Origin of the sequence: Cohnella yongneupensis (assembly GCF_042655785.1) — a bacterium.
Taxonomy (GTDB): domain Bacteria; phylum Bacillota; class Bacilli; order Paenibacillales; family Paenibacillaceae; genus Cohnella; species Cohnella yongneupensis.
Window position 1 is genome coordinate 1 of the sequence record NZ_JBHSNC010000031.1, and the last position, 17439, is coordinate 17439.

A 17439-nucleotide genomic window follows, 5' to 3' on the forward strand; every position below is an offset into this window, starting at 1 on the left:
CGTATGCGGACCCGCATGTACGGTGGTGTGAGAGGTCAGGGGCTTGCCGCCCCTATCTACTCGATTGGTTAGATTTCAATTTGCACGCTTTAACACCCGCACCTCATATACAGGCAAATCGAGATGCCTGCCCGTCGGTTCTCCGGTTTCCATATCGATGTATGTCCGCTCGTCCAATTCCACGCGGTAGGGCTTGCCGCCGAAGTTCATGACGAACACGTAATCAGAACTCCCGTCCGTCCGCACTTGCGCCGTAATCCCTTCCGGCAAATCGGTGTCGAGCGCGCGAGAGATGTCTGCCTCCAACACGATTTGCCGATAAAATGCGGAGAGGAAATCGTCGCCCAGACGGGTCGCCATATGATAGGCCCGTCCTCGGCCCAATTTGTTGACCGTCAGAGCGGGTTGCCCCGCGTAGAAGTCGTCCGCGTAATAACCAAGCGCTTCAGCCGTTTCCAAATGGACAATCTCGCATAACTCGCGTGACTCGAAGGTGCCTGTAAGGCCGAGAGCATTGCCTTCCGGCAAGACCACGCCATTGACGTCATGGTCGTGCAGACCGTCGATTTCCTCCGCCCATACGCCGAGCGTTTTCCGCAGCGGACCCGGAAATCCGCCTAAGTGGCATAAATCGCGTTCGTCGACGACGCCGGACCAGTAAGTCGTCACGAGCGTGCCGCCGTTTTCCACGAACGACTCCAATGTCCTTCCCGTTTCTTCGCGGCACAAATACAGCATCGGCGCAATGATCAACTTATAAGAGGAAAGATCCTCATTCGAGCCAACGATGTCGACCGGAACGCCTTGCTTCCAGAACGCCTGATAATGCGCCATGACCGTTTCCTCGTAATGGATGCCGGAATTGCGAGGGCCTTGAGCGTCTTTCACCGCCCAGCGGTTATCCCAATCGAACAGGATCGCCGTCTCCGAGGGCGTCGTAGTGCCGACGACCTCTGATAGGTCGGCTAGCGTTCGTCCCAAGTCGGCCACGTCTCGAAAGACGCGCGTGTTTTCGTGCCCGACGTGGTCGACGACGGCGCCGTGGAATTTCTCACTTGAACCGCGGCTTTTGCGCCATTGGAAATATTGGACCGAATCGGCGCCGTGCGCGACGGCTTGAAGCGACGAAAGCTTGTGCATGCCCGGTCGCTTCAGCTTGCTGACCGGTTGCCAGTTCGTCGCGCTTGGCGTGCTCTCCATAAGCAGGAACGGCTTGCGCTTGAGCGAGCGGAACAAGTCGTGGTAAAAGGCGAAATGGGAACCGAGCGCAGCGTCGTCCTTCTTGTCGTGCCAAGTTGGGTACGCGTCCCAAGAGACGACGTCGATCTCTTCGGCCAGCTTGCGGTAATCGAGGCTTTCGATCATATGGAAGTTCGTCGTAATCGGCAGCGCCGGATTCGCGCTGCGCACGGACGCGACTTCGAACCGGCAGAAGTCTGCGGTCTGGTCCGTGACGAATCGGCGCCAATCGAGATTGTGGCCGTGCACGCCGAATTCACCGTGCGGCGCAGGCGAAACGACTTGCTCCCAAGAAGTATACGTGTGCGCCCAAAACGACGTCCACCAGGAGAAATTGAGCGCTTCGAGCGTGCCGTATTTGTTCTGCAGCCATTGTCTGAACGCTTCCTGGCACAGGTCGCAGTGGCATTCGCCGAGATATTCGTTGGAGATATGCCAGCCGACGACTGCCGGGTGGTTACCGTATCGCTCGGCCAATTTTCCGTTGATTATTGCGGTTTTCTCACGGTAGACCGGGGAGGTGTAACAATGGTTATGCCGCATGCCGTGCAGGTTGCGAACCCGGTTCGGCTCTACGCGAAGTACTTCGGGATATTTCTCGGACATCCATGCCGGACGTGCGCCGGTCGGCGTCGCTAACCAGGCGTAGACGCCGTTAGCCGCGAACGAATCGAGCACGTCGTCCAGCCATTCGAACTCGAATCGGCCTTCCGACGGTTCGAGCGCTGCCCAAGAAAAAATGCCGACGGCCATGACGTTGCACCCGGACAGCTTCATCAGCCGAAGATCTTCTTTTAAAATCGCGGGATCGTGCAGCCATTGGTCTGGATTGTAGTCGGCTCCGTGCATCAGGACGGGCAGTTTGGGACTGACGGGCGGGTGCTTGAGGTTCATTTGTTCTATCTCCTTAGATAATCGACTTATTCTCGCTTCTATCTTCATGTTAGGCGATCGGACGTTTATACTGGTAGAAGATTATTCTCCAAAAGTCGTACGATCCTAACATGGAGTTGAATTTTATATATGTTACCTTTTCTTCTCGCGGAAATCGCGCACAAGGAGAACAACGTACCGCTCTACGCGATCTGCGTTGGCAGCCACGACCAGAAGCCGATCGACCGCCCAAACGGCTACTCGGAACATCAATTGTTTCTATGTAATAAGGGGAGCGGCGTGTTTAAGGCGGAAGGAAAAAAAGAAGCGCTGTTGACGCCGGGAATGGCGTACGTGCTCCCGGCGGGTGTAAGTCACTCGTATTCGGCGCTCGACGAAAGCGAAGGATGGGAGCTTGGTTTCGTCGCCTTTAACGGAAAGGCTTCTGGAGCGATTCTCGAAATGTTGGGGGAGAGGATCTTGTCCCCGTTCGGCATATCGCGATTTGAACCCCTTTGGGATAAGCTGACATCGCTCTGGCACTTGATCGACTTAAACAGAGGAAATGCCTACTGGGAAACGTCAAAGCGGGTTTACGATATGCTCTTGTTCCTGCTGGAGGAAGCGGCACCAGCCGGGAGGTTCGACAAGGTAAACTCCAAAGTCGCCCAGCCCAACGCCAATCTGGATGCCGCCGTAAAGCTGATCCACAACCATTTCGAAGAACGGCTGCTTCTGACTAACGTCGCCAGGGCTGTCGGTTATTCGGTGCAGCATTTTCACCGACTGTTCGTCGCCAGCTACGGCGTCACGCCGCAGAAGTATATTTTGCAACTGCGCATGCGCAAGGCGAAGGAATTGTTCGAAGAAGGTTCCGGCATCATGGTCGACAAAGTCGCGCAACAGCTCGGAATGGAACCCAGCTACTTCATTCGCATGTTCAAACGGACATACGGGGAGACGCCAAAGGCGTGGAATAAACGGAGATGAACGCTAGGCCAGGAGGCAGAATACCCGGGATCCCCGCAAAGTAATGAGATACAACTCTACTATTCACTAACCGATCATAAAATGGTAAGATAAACAGTGGTTCAAAGCCCAATAATTTCATCAGTTGGTGCGTACATCGATAGATAACTAACAACAATACTGGAGATTTACTTGGGAGCCATGTAAAGATGAACGTAAACTATATCAATCCTTTCATTGAAACGACTGCGGATATTTGCGATAAAGTCGTAAATATGACAGCAAAGCTAGGGAAGCCATACCTTAAACGTGAAATTCAAGTGCAAGACTCCGTTGTTGTAAGCGTTGGAGTAACGGGGGAAATGCGCGGTTCCGTATACTTAATATTGTCTATTGAGGATGCGCTGCATATCGCAGGCAGCATGATGCATATGAGTAAGTTAAAGGTTCTCGATGATTTGGCGAAGAGCGCCATTAAAGAGCTAATGAATATGATTATTGGGAATACGGCGACCATATTTGCTTCGCGTGGAATCGGAATCAACATTACGCCACCGAGCTTATTTATGGGGACCGGTATGGAAATATCCCCGGTTGGCTCCGTGATCTTGTGCGCGCCGATCATTTTGGATGTCACCTATAAACTTGAAATGGCTGTAACATTAGAATAAAAAAAGTCTACAAAACAGTACAACGCACGCAGTCCAATGGGACTGCGTTTTTTGTCGATCTTTCTATACAGATTTGCCATCATTATCCGATAATAAGGATGAATGGCGCGAACGATTCGCACAAGTCGATCAACACCAAAGAGCAGAGGGAGAGGTTATTAAATGCGTTATCTATTTTGTCAAAAGGTGACGATCGTGGATATGAATGAGGAAATTATATCCGAAGTGTTGTTCGAGCACGGGGAGTATGCAAGCGGAGCGTTGTCGATCGGTTCCTCCGTTCTTATACATCATCTAGGATTGAATGAGTTTGAAGTGGTTTACGATAAAAGGCAAGACTATCCGGCCCGTTATAAAGTCGAAGATATTGAGATTGATCTGATCACGCAGCCGGCGATTACCCGAGTTTTTTTGGAGCCGGTGAAGCTTATCGTCGGTCAGCATGATGTCGGAAAGGTTATCTGATTCGATTCAGAGATCCGATTTGGTCGAACCGCAAGCAGAACGATCGAGCAACCTTCTGGGTTGCTTTTTTTATTGGTTACCTGACTGAGATCGAACTAAACGGGGGCGTTCCGCGCACAGGGAGCCGGAGTCGAATATGCTTTTTACGCAAGCGTTGAGGTAATCAAGTATCCATTTGAATATATAGACAAGATAGGTATCGATAATCGGAGGGATGCGAGATTGGGCAACTTTCACATCTTAGAACAAGCGGAAGCGGTCGAATATGCGCGCGGCATCGAAGGATTATTCCCGGCTGGCGTGCAGCTGAGTTCACGGGAGATCGGCAATGGGAATCTCAACCGCGTGTTTCAAATTACGGACTCGGCATCCGGGCGGGGCTTAATCCTGAAACAGGCGTTGCCTTACATCAAGGTGATCGGCGAATCGGTTCCCTTGACGCTGGACAGAGTACGCATTGAAAGCGAAGCTTTGCGCATTCAACGGGAGCTTTGTCCTGATCTGACGCCAAAAGTATACGCGTACGAGCCGGATTTGGCGTTGATCGTCATGGAAGATTTGAGCGATCACGTCCCCATGCGACGCGGACTGATGGAGCGGGGCCGTTATCCGTCGTTCGGCGGGCAAATTGGAACATTTTTGGCGCGAACGTTATTGTTCACATCGGACTTGGCCATGGACCTGCAAGAGAAGAAACAGCGGGTGAAAGCGTTCATCAATCCGGAGCTTTGCAATATTACCGAAGATCTCGTCTTTGATGCTCCCTATAAGAAGTCCCGGATGAATATATTCGAGCCTCCTATTCGAGATGCCGTTGAGCGCATTTGGGCAGATACGGAGCTTCATCTCGAGGTCGCGCTACTGCGGGAGAGCTTTCTGACGAAAGCGCAAGCTCTGTTGCATGGCGATTTGCATACGGATAATATTTTCATCAAGCCGGATTCGATGAAGGTCATCGATCCCGAATTTGCTTATTATGGTCCGATGGGCTTCGATATCGGGACAGTCATCGCCAATTTGTTGCTGAACTATTCAGGCCAAGAGGGTTGGAGCAAGGATGCGCAGGAGCGCGACGATTACCGCCGCTACCTGCTGGATAGCGTTCGCGAATTATGGAGTCAATTCGAGCTACAGTTCCGAGCGCTTTGGAACGGACATCCTGTCGACCGGATGGCGAAGACCCGAGGATATCAGGATTTGTACGTGGCCAAACTTCTGCAGGACACAATCGGCTTTGCCGGTGTGAAAATGGTGTGTCGCGTCCATGGTTTTATCCACGTCGCGGACATCGAGCGCATTGAGGATGCTGTTGCCCGTGAACAAGCACAGCGGATTGCGCTGAAGATCGGTGCGGCGCTGATCAAACGGAACCGCTCCGCCCGCTCAATCGAGGAAGTGCTGCAAATCGCTTTAGATGCCGTGAGCTAAGTAGAAAGAGAAAGGCGCTAGGCCGATTGACGGCTAGCGCCTTTCTGTGCAGTACTCTAGTGCCGTTTTTTGTTATTGCGAGGTTTACCTCTAGCTTCTTTGTTTATATTATTTTTCTTATTGGGAGCCTGAAAGAGCCCTGTTTTTTTCAGCCCTTTTCCAGCAATATTGACGAGTAAATTGCCGGTGGTCAGAGCTGCTATTCCTATCAGGATCGATACGAAGCCGGTGTTGGCTTGGATTTGTTCGACCGCGGGTTTGCCTTCCAAGGATTGCAGCTGTTCTCTAAGAAGCTGCCGGAGTTCCAGATCCTCCGTTTGTTGCTCCAGCTTTGTCCAGACTTTGGCCGCGTCCTCGTTCCGACCGATTCTGCTATACGCCTCGCCAAGCTCGTAGGTTAGTTTCGAGTAGTCGATGCCCATGGCGCCGAGACGGCCTTCTTGGTGCAACTCCTGATCGATCAGGAAGGAATAATCTTCAATTGCCGTCTTCGTACGTTGAAAATGCTTCTCTGGCAGCTTGAATGCGGACCTGCCGCGGAGATATCGGACTTGACTATCGTTCGGAGCGGCAGCTACCGCCTTGTCGAGAAGCTTTAAGCCGTTCTTCGACCATCTCAACTTTTCGAGCGGGTTCTTTTTATCCCGAGCGATTAATATCATGATGCTGCCATGGTAAGCTTTCACATGAGGGTTGTCCGGGTAATCGAGTCGCAGCCGTTCCGAAAGCTGATTTGCTTCTTGAACCGCAGTTGCGCTGCCTTTCGCGCCTTCTATATACAACGATTTAATCTTGTCTAGTCTCTCATCGAACGTCAAGGGTCGCACCCCTCTCTTTCATTTGTTATATTCTTTCAATCCATTTGATTGAGACGCTGTAGAACTAGATCCGCTTGGTCGGGTTGTCCTGCATTTTGGTAAGCTATACTTAGATTCTGCAGTACTTCGCGTACTTGCTGTTGAGTAAGATAGCTGGAATTCTCTTTATAGCGGTCAAGCAAGAAGGTGAAGTCCTCGATCGCCGTTTTCGAGCAATGGAAAAAGGACTCCGGCAGCCTCAGGCAAATGTTCCCGCGTAAAAACCGAATTTCTTTAATGTTGGCGTCTAAAGAAATCGCCCGGTTCAATGCGTCTAATCCCTCTTCCGCCTTATCCGCCTTTTCCAGGATTTTAACGGCATCCCGACCTAATAGAACGAGAGTACTGCCGTAATAGGCTTCGATTCGCGCATCATCGGGCTCTGTCGCACGAAGCTTAAAAAGCAACTCGTTTGCTTGTATTACCGCTTTTTTGTCTCCGTCCACCCCTTTATTATGGAGTGCTTTGGCTTCCTCGAATGGGTTCATAGGGTCGCTTTGAGATGGCATTCCTATCGACCTCCCAATGACAAGTCCGGCGAAATGTCGAATCTGGTGTACTACTATCTACTTGTTACGATATGTGAGACTCCCATATCACGGTTGGATGAAATACTATGTTTACTTAAAATGTACGCTTGTCACTGCGTTTTATTTGGATTGAACTTAAGCCGATCGAAACAATAGAGGGCATTCCGCGCCGAACAAAAGCTCGGAAGAGTGAATGCCGACGTGAATCCTCGCAGCGTTGCGGATTTGATGCTCGGGGCATGTTTTCAGCATGCATTTCACACGCAGTTTCAAGGCGAAGATGAACCGGAAGAAGCGAGAGTTCAATTCGTGAGACAATTACTGCTGACGCTTGTGAAAGGCTTAGAGCCCTGACTGTGACAAGAACTCCACATTGAAAAGCGGAATTCCAATATTCCAATTGGATTCCGCTTTTTTGTTTCGCCAAACGAGGCATCAAGATTAGGTTGTATCCTAGTTCAGTTATTGGACTATAATCTGCCCCACCATATTGTCATGGCCTTGTCCGCACTGAATATTGCAATGGAAATCGTATGTCCCGGCTTTGTCCAATTTGATCGTCGCGGTTTCGCCGTTCTTAAGCGCCACGCCCAGATCCTCTATCTGCAGCCCGTGAGCCCCTTTATCGTTGTTCAAGGTGAGCTTAAGCGTATCGCCTACGTTGGCTTTGATCTCGGGTTCGCTGAACGACCAGTTTACGGCGTGCTCCGTGACTTCCTTAGTAGCTCCGCCTCCCGCTGCTGCCGGAGACGAGGCCGGCGCCGAAGGAGACTGCGAATTCGAGCTGTTGTTGTTCGATTTACCGCATGCGCTAAGCGCAAATAGGGTGATTAGCGCGAGAACCATACCTAACTTGACGGATTTTAGTTTCATGAAGCGTAGATTCCTCCTAGAGTTTTTCCTTGCTATTATGCTCGTTGAATACTGAGCTTAGTCGCGGCATAATCGCTCTTGTCCCCGACATACAATCGGTTTAGGGGAACCGTGAACTTGTGAAGCGAATAAACAGGAGGGTGTGCGAATGGCTAGAGCTTTCTTGAAATCGCCCATGAAGGGCGCGTTGATGGGAGTATCGATGACCGGCGGTTGGCTCCTGGCCGATCTCTTGCTGCCGGAGCCTTGGGGAGACGTTGTCTTATATGCGGCGATGGCGGTGGTGAATATCGGGATCGGCTGGAAACTCGGGAAGCTTTACGACAAGCAGGATAACAAGGAGACGGTCGGTGCCTTCGATGCGAACAGCGCGGCCAACTATGAATTCCGTTCATAGAAGGGCGGAGGCTAGCCCCGTTACTCTCCTGACGCCAGAAGGTATGTTATTCAGCCTTTTCGCTTCCCAATTAGGGAATCGGAAGGGCTTTATTTATGTCCTGGGTATCCTTTGACATAATTTACGTTAGTTTGGAAATACCATACTCAGCGGAAACTGCATGAAGCTGGATCTTCCATGAACCACGAAACCGCATACTCATCTTGGGGGTTACAACCGTGAAAAAACCGCATGCAAAATTCGGAGCGGCGCTTGCTTTATTGTTGGTGCTCAGTGCTTGTACCGGAAACAACAATAACAACAATGTGTCACCCTCCCCAACGCCAGGGGAGACCACAACTTCGCCGTCCGCAACGTCCGGAGCAGGCGTTACCGGCACCAGCTTCGATAACTGGGGCTCCTATGGGTATACGCTGACCAATAACCGGCACGTCCCCTTCAAGGAGATCACCATCGATAACGTCAAGGATCTGGGCGTAATCTGGTCCGCGGATTTGAAAACGCTCGACGCGGATGTCAAAAACGGGAATCAGTCGTATCCGGTCGTCGTCGACGGGGTCATCTTCCTTACGACGTCGGGGAATCAGGTGTTCGCGTTAGACGCCGTGACCGGCAATGTAATTTGGCATTGGAAACCGTCGGCCGAGCAGGCTGCCGGCTTCTCGAAAGCGGGGATTATCGCGAATCGCGGCGTAGCGGTAGGAGAAGGCAAAGTGTTTATGCTGGCGGTCGACAATTCACTGATCTCTTTGGATCAGAAGACCGGCGCGCTGGTGAAGATGGTCAAGCTTGGCGACTCTATCGACGGGGTTACGCTCGAGAACGGGTACTATGAGACGACCGCTCCCCAATACTACAAAGGCAACGTCTATATCGGAAGCAGCGGCAGCGACAACGGCGTAAGAGGCTTCGTTGCGGCGTTCAAGGCGAGCGATTTGACGCCGGCTTGGGATACTCCGTTCTGGATCGTGCCGCCCAAAGGCCAGGATTGGCTGGCGAACAGCAAGTTCCAAGGAGGCGGAGCGGTGTGGAATCCCGTTGCGATCGACGAAGAGACTGACATTATGTACTTCGCGACGGGCAATCCGGCTCCGGATTTCTTCGGTGCCAATCGCCCGGGAGCGAACCCGCACACCGACTCGGTCGTGGCCGTTAACGCGATGACCGGCAAGATGATTTGGGCCAAGCAGGAAGTCAGCCATGATATGTGGGACTATGATGCGGCGGCCTCCCCGATGATTATCAACGCCACGGTGAAGGGACAGCAGAAGAAGCTTGTCGTGCAAGGCGGCAAGTCGGGATTATGGTTTGCTTGGGATGCAGCTACGGGGGATACCGTCTGGGACGGCGTTCCTTTCGCCAAGATCGATAGGAAGGAAGTTACAACCGAAGGCACGATCAGCTATCCCGGCGTGCTCGGAGGGGAAAACTATGCGCCGGAATCTTACGATCCCGCAACGAATTACGTCTTGATTCCGGGCATCGAGTCGCCTACCCTCTACACATCGGCGAAGACCGAGGCGGAAGCGGATACCCCGGATGTCCCCGGTGCGGCAGCTTTCGGCACATCGATGGGAGAGGTGCCCGGCGTCAAGGGATACGGTACGGTCACCGCGATCAACGTGGATACCGGCAAGCAAGCTTACCAGATCAAGACGACGGATGCACAGCGCGGCGGCTTGACGAGCACGGATTCGGGACTGGCGTTCTTCGGCGAGCTGGACGGCAAGATCAATGCGCTCGATATTAAGGCGGGCAAAGTGATCTGGACGTTCCAGACGTCCGGGGATAACGTGCAGGCAGCCCCATCGATCTTTACGGTCGACGGCAAGGAATACATCGTCTTCACCACGGGCGGAACGAAGCCGAAAGTGCATGTGTTCGGTTTAGGAGGCAACAAGACGCAAGGTCCAGGAGGCACAGCCGAGACGGGCGGAGGACATGCCGCGCAATAGATTAGATTTGACCCCCGGCGGTCAAGACAGGACGCGCAATCGTCTTGTCTTGGCCGCTTTATTTAAAGGAGAACCCTGCATGATAAAAATATCCAAGGTGCGATTGTTCGTTCTGTTAGCCGTTACGACGGCGTTATGGATGGTCTCTAGTTCGGTCGTTATCGCGCGGAGGGAAGTCCCTCTAGGCCGAATCGAGCTTGAACGGACGTCATTCGTGGCCAAGTCGTGGCAAAGCGACGGCGCCCACCTGACTGCCGTCAAGGGAAAGCTGACTTTCGGCGAACGGCCGGTCGCGAATGCCCTCCTGCAAGCGGACGCACAAGGAAGAACCATCCGGACCCGGGAGGATGGTTCTTTCGAATTGCTCGTCGACCGTAGTCTGATCGCCCGCAAGCCCGTTAGCGTAGTGTCGGTCCAGGAGGCGAAGATCGCCGGCAAGCCGATCGGGAACGAAGTGGCCGATCCTATCCTGTCGGCCTCCTCCACGATTAGCGTCTACCATCCGATTGAGGTGACCCAGGTAGAGCCTTCCGATACGGATGCGAGCCGGGTCAAGGTGCACGCTCGGTTCATGATCGAGACAGGCGACAAAATTTCCTTCTTCCAGGTAGACAAGTATCGGATCTCGGGCCAAGTGGGCAATGCCGACGGAAACCCGGTGAAGGACGCGATCGTATGGATGGATAGGGATGGCGGAGAAGGCTTCGCCAAGTCGACCCCGACCGATCGGGACGGAAGATACGAGATGTATTATTTGCCGGAGGAAGAGGAAACGAACCTTACGGTGATTGTCGGCACGAGAAGATACACGTTGCCGGACGGCAAAGTCTTCAACCTTCCTCGTAATACGAGCGTAGACATCCGGATCCGCCTGCCCAGGGAGGGCTCGGTGATCGACGATAAGCCTCCTACGCTGGTTTGTACGACCTCGCGGGGAGCTACTTACACCGGTCTGTTGGCCGGACTCGACGTCCCGCCCGGGACCCCGTATTCCGTGACTATACCTGACCGGCATGGCCGGTTTGTTATGACGGTACCGAAGGACGCATGGGAGAAACGCCCGCTTTTTTTCGAGACCCGGCTGACGAAGTTCGTCGCGCAGGGCAAGGTGCTGAAGGCCGGGGACGAGCTGCCCGTCGGTTTTGTGCAACCGGGCGATCATGATCCGAGACTGGCTGCTGCAACGCCTTGAGCACTAACGTCTATTCGTCCGGCAAATGTTCCATGTAGAATCGGAACCAGTTGCCGTATACGAAGAGCTCGACGTCTTCCTCCCGGTAATGCTTCAGCAGAAGATTCACCAATCGATCGTATTGTCCAGCGTGTTCCAAACCGACGATCCATTCCCGAATCCCGTCGAAGTCGGAACCGAACCCGATATGGCGCTTGCCACCCAACGCGCACACGTGATCGATGTGAAGCAGAATGCGATCCATAGGGACCGGTTCTTCCACGCTCACGAACGGGGGAACGAACGTTATTCCGATGACGCCCCCGGTTTGAACGAGGGAGGCGATCTGGGCATCAGACAGATTCCTTAGGCGGGGGCTGATCGATTTGGCGTTGGAATGGGTAGCGATGACGGGTTTTCGGGAAGTCTCGACGAGCTCCCAGAAGCCTTTCTCGGATAGATGGGAGACGTCCATGATCAGGCCCAACCGGTTGCATTCCCGGATCAAGTCCGTTCCCGCCGCGGTGAATCCGCCGTTTCTCTTCTCCAGGACACCGTCCGCCGCCCAGTTGGCGCGGTTCCAAGTGATGCCGACGGTCCTCACGCCAAGGTGATACAGGATGCGAAGATAGACCAAGTTCCCGTGAAGCGAATCTACTCCTTCCAAGGACAGCAGCGCTCCGATCCGATCTTCGTCGCGCGCGAGCCGCAAATCGGACTTCGTGCGAATAAACCGCATTTGCGGAAGGGCGAGAATGCGCTCGTGGAACAAATCGACGCTTTCCAGGACATGCTTAAATTCGCCGGACCATCGTTCCGGCAAATACACGGCAAAATTTTGCACACGAATGCCCGATTCCAGCATTCTCTCCAGTGTAACGTCCAGACCGTCTTGGCCATGGGCAAAATCCAGCTCGGGGTTTTCCAGCAGCTTGCTTAGCACGTCGCAATGGGCGTCGAATATTTTCATGCGCCGATCACCTGCCTCGGTAAGCATAGTTAGGAGTTCCGAATTCGCCGTTCTCGATCGAGCCGATCCGATCCGTGATCGCGCTGCGATTCGGAGACCACTTGCATACCGGATCCGCCGCCCGCGCGTCGCCGGTCAACAGGAAAGCCTGGCAACGGCATCCGCCATAATCCAGCTCGCGACGATCGCAGCTCTTGCAAGGTTCCGGCATCCAATCGTAGCCTCGAAAAGCGTTAAAAGAGGGAGAATCATTCCATATCCAGGCCAGATCGCGTTCCTTCACGTTCTCGAAAGACAAGCTCCGAATTTCCGACGACGCCGTGCAGGGCAGTACCCGCCCGTCGGGCGCTACCGTAAGCGAAAGTTTGCCCCAGCCGCCCATGCAGGGCTTCGGGAAATCTTCATAATAATCAGGGAGGATCCATAAAAGTTCGAGATGATAGCCGAAGCGCTCGCGCGCCCGTAAATAGGCGGCTTCTGCTTCTTGAAGCTGCTCCCGTCGCGGAAGCAATTGATCTACGTTACGCAAAGCCCAGCCGTAATATTGGGCATTAGCCAATTCCAGACGCTGTGCTCCCCATTCCGCGCAGAGCTCGATGATTTCTTCGATCTGGTGAAGGTTGGCTCGGTGGAGTACGACGTTCATATGAAGGGGAAGGCCGCTCTCGCGAATCCGATGCGCGGCTTGCCGTTTCAGCTCGTGTGATCGGAAGCCGGCGATCGAATCGGCCAGCTCCGCGGACGAAGCTTGTACGCTCAGCTGAATGCTGTCGACTCCGGCTTCCGCGAGCTGCCGGATGCGCTCTTCCGTCAATCCTACACCGCTCGTGATGAGATTAACGTACAGTCCGATTTCCCTGGCTCGAAGGACGAGCCGTTCCAAATCCGGGCGCAGCAGCGGTTCTCCGCCCGTGAAATGAACCTGCGCGACCCCAAGATCGCCGGCTTGTTCCAGCACGCTCAGCCACGCATCGGTCGACAGTTCGTTTTCTCTCTTCTGAAGCTCGATCGGATTCGAACAATAGGGACAATGAAGCGGACAACGATGCGTGACCTCCGCGGTCAAGGCATACGGTAAACTTACCCGCATAGCTCCAACCACCCCCTCTCCGCGGCGGAAGCGATGAATTCGAGTATATCGTCCCCGAGGCCGGCCTGACCGTATTTCGCCTCGAGTTCCCCGATCATTTGCGCGATCGTTCGCTGCCCGTCGCAGAGCCAGAGAATCGCTCCCGCCGCTTCGTTCAGCTCGACGACCCGCTCAGGCAGCAGCAATAAATCCGACTGCCGGGCTTTGTCGTATTTCATCCGGCCCGGACTGCGCAATCGCGGCCGATCCGACATCGCCAAGGCGCTCATCGGCCGTTCTCTCCGCCGGGGAATGCCAAGCTTAACGCGTCCAGGAGCGCCCAGAGGACGTCGCACTTGAACCGCAAAGCGGCGATCGCCTGTTCCTGTTCCCTGCGATCCCTGCATTCGCGCAAGACGAGGCTCAAGCCGTGATCCGCATCGCGCGGAGCCTGGGTCAGCCGGGCTTGGAAGTAGGCGAGTCCTTCCGGACGAATCCAGGGATACAGCTGCTCGAATACGCCGATCCGCTTGGAAACGAGCGTAGGCGCGAACAATTCCGTCAAGGAGGAGGCGACGGCGATAGGCCAAGGCTCCAGGCGACAAAAGTTTACGTAGGCGTCGACGGCGAACCGGACGGCCGGAAGCACGTGGCGCTCATCCAGCATTTCCTCTCTCGGAATGCCCGCGGCTTCGCCCAGACGAATCCACGCTTCGATTCCGCCTTCGTTGCCTTCCCGACCGTCATGGTCGATGATCCGCTTAATCCATTCGCGGCGTTCTTCGCGGGAGGGCAGCTTGGACAAGATCAGCGCGTCTTTGACCGGGATATTTTTCTGATAATAGAAACGGTTGGCGATCCAAGCTCGCAGCTGAGCGGGGTTAAGCTTCCCTTCATGCATCGCGATATGATAGGGATGCTTGTCGTGATAACGCTCCTCTCCCACTTGCCGCAGGCGCGACGTGAACTGTTCGTTCGACAGCAAATACGATTCCAACATCAAACTTCCATCTCCATCCCGTCAAATCCGATTTCAATGCCTAGGTCGGTCAACTTTCGCCGTTCCGGGGAGTCTTCGACCAGCATCGGATTCGTGTTATTGATGTGAACATACACTTTGCGGCGAGCCGGCAAACGCGCTAGCCTCTCGGCGCTTCCGTCAGCTCCGGCAACGGGAAGATGGCCCATATCGGACGCGTTCAGCTCGGATACGCCAAGCCGGCGAAGCTCGTCGTCCTGCCAGAAGGTTCCGTCCAGGAAGACGCAATCGGCGCCTTCCAGTTGTCGCTCCAGCGTTCGCGACCATGCCTCGATTCCCGGCGCGTAGACCGCGACCCCGCCCGTCCTTCGGTCCGTCAGGCGATAGCCGACGCTCCAAGGTTCCTGCCCTCGGATAGCTTCCCGAAGCGGATTCGTGCTGACGTACCGTGGGGGCTTGTCGCCCAAATCAAACGGACATACCGACAATTTTCCCCCAAATAGTGGAAAAGATTCCTCCAACCTCGTCTCGTGCCATCGAAAGCTCGCGAACGGTTCGACAATTCTCCTGACGGGAAAGTCGTACGCAAGCGCGCCGAGAACGGGCGGCGTCGCGTACACGTCGAGGGACGAGCCTTGCCGGAGCTGAAGCAGTCCGGTCGTATGGTCCAATTCCGCGTCGGTAAGCAGTACGGCTTGAATGGGGGAGCCGCGCAAGGAAGGACCCGGGTGGAGGCAGGCGTGCGCTTCCGTCTGAACGCAGACGTCCGGACTTGCGTTCAGCAGAACCCAATGGTTGCCGTCCGGGCTCACGGCCAGCGAATCATTCCGTCTAGCGCGCGCGGACGGATCGCCGGATCTCGCGCGTCTGCAGTTCCGACAAGCGCAATTCCATTGCGGGTATCCTCCTCCCGCGGCGGATCCTAACACTTTAATGATCATGGCCTCTCCCCTTTATAGAAGAGATGCCGGATTTCTCCGGCATGTACGGTTATTTCCGATACGCATAGGCCGTCACTTCGGCGCAAATCTCGACGATCTTGAAAGCCGGCTTAACCCACATGGTTACACCTCCCTTCCATGAATCGCGACGCGTAACCTGATTCATTGTATGTCGGCCTAAGAATGTCCAAGAAGCACAAATAACGATGCAAGGTCCCGTCCGTTCGCCGGAGCGTGACCCGCATCGTTATACGTAGGCTTATTGTCTTAGCGGTTGCGTTGCGGATTACGGCTGAAAATCCCGAAAAGCCCGATCAATCCGAGCAACCCGAGCCAACCCCATCCCATGCCTTTGGAAGAAGTCGTCTCCAGCGCGCGATATCCGCCGTTTTCGTACGATTGCGTATGATACCCCGGGTGGCGAACCATCGTGCCGGGAACGTTCGCGTTTACGTTCAAGAACTGACTGCCCGTTCCCGTCCCGTATACGCTGACGTGGTAATTAGGCGTTGCTTTCGTTCTTGTCGCGCCGTCGGTCGACTGGACGTACATCCTAGTATCGTAGCGATTCGCGGAGATCCCGTCGTGAGTGCCGTGAGTACCGGTTCCCATTCCGTTGCCAAGCCCGCCGTTTCCTCCGTTTGCCGTCCCGGAATAGGCATAGACCGGAACCGCAAACATTAGACATACGACCGCAGCCCATAAACCGCATAAGATTGTTTTTCTCATGGACCTACCTGCCTTTGAAGGGTGATCTTATCCTTCGGTTAGGGTCTCATGATTGCGGCGATCCTATACCATGCTTGTACTACGGAAATATCCTATCGTATATATTTATTGGTAATTAAGGACGGTTGAAGGAGCAGGGCTATGGAAACGTTGTTCGCTTGGATCTTAACCCTGTCGCTGGGGTTCGATGCATTAGTCATTTCCGCCTCGTTGGGACTAAGAAAAGAGCCGAAGAACAAATTAAATATCGCGCTTGCGTTCGCTACGGCCGAATCCCTTATGCCGATTGCCGGCATGATCATCGGAGGAGCGCTCGGTCATTATTTCAAAGGCGCGATATCGGCGATCGGCGCTCTGTTATTGATCGGAGTGGCGATCTATTTTCTTTTTTTCGACCGGGATGAGGATGATAAAAAGGAGCTGGGACGGTCGCTCGCCGGGTGGCCGTTATTGGCGGTTGCGATCGGCATCAGTCTGGACGAGCTCGCGGTAGGTTTTACTGCCGGATTGATGCAAGCGCCGATCGCGCTCACGATAATGCTGATTGCTGTCCAATCGTTCACGTTCTCCATCATCGGCGTCACTTTCGGCGCCAAACTCAAGCCTTACCTTGGCGAATGGGCCGAAAAAGCGTCGGGCGTCGTGTTGGGGCTCATGGGCGTTTGGATGCTTATCGAGAACTTTGCCTTGCTGTATGGCTGAGTCGGAAGGAGAGCGTAAGATGTGCGATTATGACTTGACAAATAGGGAACGTTCCGAAAATCCCTTGCGGCGCAGGGGATTTTTTTCTTTTGGCGTGGGGCTTTACAGATAAGCAACGGATGTAATATGATTTGATTAGACACCAAATGGTGTCTTATTATCAAATTATAAGGAAGAGGGTTAAAATGCACATCCTATCCATCGTTATTCAAAGCTGGCTGCTGTTCTCTATGGCCTTTTTTAGCGTAAGCAAGCTTACGGGAGCCAAGCATCAGGTCGATCTGTTCAATTCGATTAAGCTTCCTCAGGGGTTCCGCGTCATTACGGGCATCATTCAACTTATCGGTTCCATCGGACTCATTATCGGTTACTGGTATCCGGGGATTGCCGCTTGGACCGGAGTAGGGATCTGCATTATGATGTTGCTGGCATGCCTCTCGCATATCAAGGTCAAACATTCTTTCGGAACAATGTTTCCGGCTGTCTTGAATCTCGCGATTGCTATTGCAGTCGCATTGTTATTTGCAGATGAACTAGCCCATCCATTTGGATAAGAACATTTAGGCAGATGCCCGCGTGCATAGAGGTGTTCATTTCCAGCAATACTTAAGCTGTCTTGGT

The 17439-nt window shown here is 53.8% G+C and carries 20 protein-coding genes; 9 read left to right on the forward strand and 11 right to left on the reverse strand.

All coding sequences use genetic code 11. From position 1 onward, the window contains the following. Positions 1–75 precede the first annotated feature (75 nt). The gene (locus ACFPQ4_RS10170) at positions 76–2133 is read right to left on the reverse strand and encodes a beta-galactosidase (RefSeq protein ID WP_378111730.1); all 2058 of its coding nucleotides are present in this window, start codon (positions 2131–2133) and stop codon (positions 76–78) included. Between the two features lie 129 nt (positions 2134–2262). On the opposite strand from ACFPQ4_RS10170, the gene ACFPQ4_RS10175 reads away from it, so the two are divergent. From ACFPQ4_RS10175 to mtnK, 4 genes are all read left to right on the forward strand, one after another. Continuing rightward, positions 2263–3102: an AraC family transcriptional regulator gene (locus ACFPQ4_RS10175; protein ID WP_378111731.1), complete on the forward strand. Its 840-nt coding sequence runs from the start codon at positions 2263–2265 to the stop codon at positions 3100–3102. 188 nt (positions 3103–3290) lie between these two features. After that, positions 3291–3752 carry a chemotaxis protein CheX gene (locus ACFPQ4_RS10180; protein WP_378111732.1) on the forward strand — a complete coding sequence of 154 codons (462 nt, stop codon included), beginning with the start codon at positions 3291–3293 and terminating at the stop codon, positions 3750–3752. Positions 3753–3914: 162 nt separating this feature from the next. After that, entirely contained in the window at positions 3915–4217 is a 303-nt protein-coding gene (locus ACFPQ4_RS10185) for a hypothetical protein (RefSeq protein ID WP_378111733.1), read from the forward strand. Positions 4218–4439: 222 nt separating this feature from the next. Continuing rightward, positions 4440–5645 carry an S-methyl-5-thioribose kinase gene (gene mtnK / locus ACFPQ4_RS10190; RefSeq protein WP_378111735.1) on the forward strand — a complete coding sequence of 402 codons (1206 nt, stop codon included), beginning with the start codon at positions 4440–4442 and terminating at the stop codon, positions 5643–5645. Between the two features lie 56 nt (positions 5646–5701). Here the strand turns inward: mtnK and ACFPQ4_RS10195 are convergent, their stop codons facing one another. The 3 genes from ACFPQ4_RS10195 to ACFPQ4_RS10205 all read right to left on the reverse strand — a co-directional run bounded on the left by ACFPQ4_RS10195 (position 5702) and on the right by ACFPQ4_RS10205 (position 7905). Continuing rightward, on the reverse strand, positions 5702–6463 hold the full coding sequence (locus ACFPQ4_RS10195; protein WP_378111736.1) for a tetratricopeptide repeat protein: 762 nt from the start codon (positions 6461–6463) through the stop codon (positions 5702–5704). A 35-nt stretch (positions 6464–6498) separates the two neighbouring features. Further along, a complete protein-coding gene (locus tag ACFPQ4_RS10200; RefSeq protein ID WP_378111737.1) occupies positions 6499–7011 on the reverse strand; it encodes a tetratricopeptide repeat protein in 513 nt (170 codons plus the stop codon). 483 nt (positions 7012–7494) lie between these two features. Continuing rightward, a complete protein-coding gene (locus tag ACFPQ4_RS10205; protein WP_378111738.1) occupies positions 7495–7905 on the reverse strand; it encodes a cupredoxin domain-containing protein in 411 nt (136 codons plus the stop codon). Positions 7906–8053: 148 nt separating this feature from the next. On the opposite strand from ACFPQ4_RS10205, the gene ACFPQ4_RS10210 reads away from it, so the two are divergent. The 3 genes from ACFPQ4_RS10210 to ACFPQ4_RS10220 all read left to right on the forward strand — a co-directional run bounded on the left by ACFPQ4_RS10210 (position 8054) and on the right by ACFPQ4_RS10220 (position 11449). Next, positions 8054–8302: a hypothetical protein gene (locus tag ACFPQ4_RS10210; RefSeq protein ID WP_378111739.1), complete on the forward strand. Its 249-nt coding sequence runs from the start codon at positions 8054–8056 to the stop codon at positions 8300–8302. 218 nt (positions 8303–8520) lie between these two features. Beyond that, positions 8521–10257, forward strand: coding sequence for a pyrroloquinoline quinone-dependent dehydrogenase (locus ACFPQ4_RS10215; RefSeq protein ID WP_378111740.1), 1737 nt, complete (start codon positions 8521–8523; stop codon positions 10255–10257). 79 nt (positions 10258–10336) lie between these two features. Next, entirely contained in the window at positions 10337–11449 is a 1113-nt protein-coding gene (locus tag ACFPQ4_RS10220; protein WP_378111741.1) for a carboxypeptidase-like regulatory domain-containing protein, read from the forward strand. 10 nt (positions 11450–11459) lie between these two features. Here ACFPQ4_RS10220 and ACFPQ4_RS10225 read toward each other — a convergent pair whose 3' ends face one another. The 7 genes from ACFPQ4_RS10225 to ACFPQ4_RS10255 form a co-directional block, all read right to left on the reverse strand. Continuing rightward, the gene (locus ACFPQ4_RS10225; RefSeq protein WP_378111742.1) at positions 11460–12398 is read right to left on the reverse strand and encodes a dipeptidase; all 939 of its coding nucleotides are present in this window, start codon (positions 12396–12398) and stop codon (positions 11460–11462) included. 7 nt (positions 12399–12405) lie between these two features. Continuing rightward, entirely contained in the window at positions 12406–13488 is a 1083-nt protein-coding gene (pqqE, locus tag ACFPQ4_RS10230) for a pyrroloquinoline quinone biosynthesis protein PqqE (protein WP_378111743.1), read from the reverse strand. Continuing rightward, a complete protein-coding gene (gene pqqD, locus ACFPQ4_RS10235) occupies positions 13479–13757 on the reverse strand; it encodes a pyrroloquinoline quinone biosynthesis peptide chaperone PqqD (RefSeq protein WP_378111744.1) in 279 nt (92 codons plus the stop codon). The genes pqqE and pqqD overlap by 10 nt, the downstream gene beginning before the upstream one ends. Next, positions 13754–14467, reverse strand: coding sequence for a pyrroloquinoline-quinone synthase PqqC (gene pqqC, locus ACFPQ4_RS10240; RefSeq protein WP_378111851.1), 714 nt, complete (start codon positions 14465–14467; stop codon positions 13754–13756). Before pqqC ends, pqqD begins: the two co-directional genes overlap by 4 nt. After that, entirely contained in the window at positions 14467–15387 is a 921-nt protein-coding gene (gene pqqB / locus ACFPQ4_RS10245) for a pyrroloquinoline quinone biosynthesis protein PqqB (RefSeq protein ID WP_378111745.1), read from the reverse strand. The genes pqqC and pqqB overlap by 1 nt, the downstream gene beginning before the upstream one ends. A 49-nt stretch (positions 15388–15436) precedes the next feature. Next, complete coding sequence (gene pqqA / locus ACFPQ4_RS10250; protein ID WP_378111746.1) at positions 15437–15553, reverse strand: pyrroloquinoline quinone precursor peptide PqqA; 117 nt, start codon at positions 15551–15553, stop codon at positions 15437–15439. Positions 15554–15654: 101 nt separating this feature from the next. Beyond that, entirely contained in the window at positions 15655–16116 is a 462-nt protein-coding gene (locus ACFPQ4_RS10255) for a WGxxGxxG family protein (protein WP_378111747.1), read from the reverse strand. A 141-nt stretch (positions 16117–16257) separates the two neighbouring features. On the opposite strand from ACFPQ4_RS10255, the gene ACFPQ4_RS10260 reads away from it, so the two are divergent. Further along, on the forward strand, positions 16258–16818 hold the full coding sequence (locus ACFPQ4_RS10260) for a manganese efflux pump MntP (RefSeq protein ID WP_378111748.1): 561 nt from the start codon (positions 16258–16260) through the stop codon (positions 16816–16818). A 185-nt stretch (positions 16819–17003) separates the two neighbouring features. Continuing rightward, on the forward strand, positions 17004–17372 hold the full coding sequence (locus ACFPQ4_RS10265; protein ID WP_378111749.1) for a DoxX family protein: 369 nt from the start codon (positions 17004–17006) through the stop codon (positions 17370–17372). The last annotated feature ends 67 nt before the right edge of the window (positions 17373–17439 follow it).

What these genes read in the sequence shown, in the direction of transcription:
- pqqC (WP_378111851.1), bottom strand. Translation starts at nt 14,467, where the DNA reads ATGTTGGAATCGTATTTGCTGTCGAACGAACAGTTCACGTCGCGCCTG.
- pqqD (WP_378111744.1), bottom strand. Translation starts at nt 13,757, where the DNA reads ATGAGCGCCTTGGCGATGTCGGATCGGCCGCGATTGCGCAGTCCGGGC.
- ACFPQ4_RS10225 (WP_378111742.1), bottom strand. Translation starts at nt 12,398, where the DNA reads ATGAAAATATTCGACGCCCATTGCGACGTGCTAAGCAAGCTGCTGGAA.
- ACFPQ4_RS10200 (WP_378111737.1), bottom strand. Translation starts at nt 7,011, where the DNA reads ATGCCATCTCAAAGCGACCCTATGAACCCATTCGAGGAAGCCAAAGCA.
- ACFPQ4_RS10185 (WP_378111733.1), top strand. Translation starts at nt 3,915, where the DNA reads ATGCGTTATCTATTTTGTCAAAAGGTGACGATCGTGGATATGAATGAG.
- ACFPQ4_RS10255 (WP_378111747.1), bottom strand. Translation starts at nt 16,116, where the DNA reads ATGAGAAAAACAATCTTATGCGGTTTATGGGCTGCGGTCGTATGTCTA.
- ACFPQ4_RS10175 (WP_378111731.1), top strand. Translation starts at nt 2,263, where the DNA reads ATGTTACCTTTTCTTCTCGCGGAAATCGCGCACAAGGAGAACAACGTA.
- pqqE (WP_378111743.1), bottom strand. Translation starts at nt 13,488, where the DNA reads ATGCGGGTAAGTTTACCGTATGCCTTGACCGCGGAGGTCACGCATCGT.
- ACFPQ4_RS10220 (WP_378111741.1), top strand. Translation starts at nt 10,337, where the DNA reads ATGATAAAAATATCCAAGGTGCGATTGTTCGTTCTGTTAGCCGTTACG.
- pqqA (WP_378111746.1), bottom strand. Translation starts at nt 15,553, where the DNA reads ATGAATCAGGTTACGCGTCGCGATTCATGGAAGGGAGGTGTAACCATG.
- ACFPQ4_RS10265 (WP_378111749.1), top strand. Translation starts at nt 17,004, where the DNA reads ATGCACATCCTATCCATCGTTATTCAAAGCTGGCTGCTGTTCTCTATG.
- ACFPQ4_RS10260 (WP_378111748.1), top strand. Translation starts at nt 16,258, where the DNA reads ATGGAAACGTTGTTCGCTTGGATCTTAACCCTGTCGCTGGGGTTCGAT.
- ACFPQ4_RS10210 (WP_378111739.1), top strand. Translation starts at nt 8,054, where the DNA reads ATGGCTAGAGCTTTCTTGAAATCGCCCATGAAGGGCGCGTTGATGGGA.
- pqqB (WP_378111745.1), bottom strand. Translation starts at nt 15,387, where the DNA reads ATGATCATTAAAGTGTTAGGATCCGCCGCGGGAGGAGGATACCCGCAA.
- ACFPQ4_RS10170 (WP_378111730.1), bottom strand. Translation starts at nt 2,133, where the DNA reads ATGAACCTCAAGCACCCGCCCGTCAGTCCCAAACTGCCCGTCCTGATG.
- ACFPQ4_RS10205 (WP_378111738.1), bottom strand. Translation starts at nt 7,905, where the DNA reads ATGAAACTAAAATCCGTCAAGTTAGGTATGGTTCTCGCGCTAATCACC.
- ACFPQ4_RS10180 (WP_378111732.1), top strand. Translation starts at nt 3,291, where the DNA reads ATGAACGTAAACTATATCAATCCTTTCATTGAAACGACTGCGGATATT.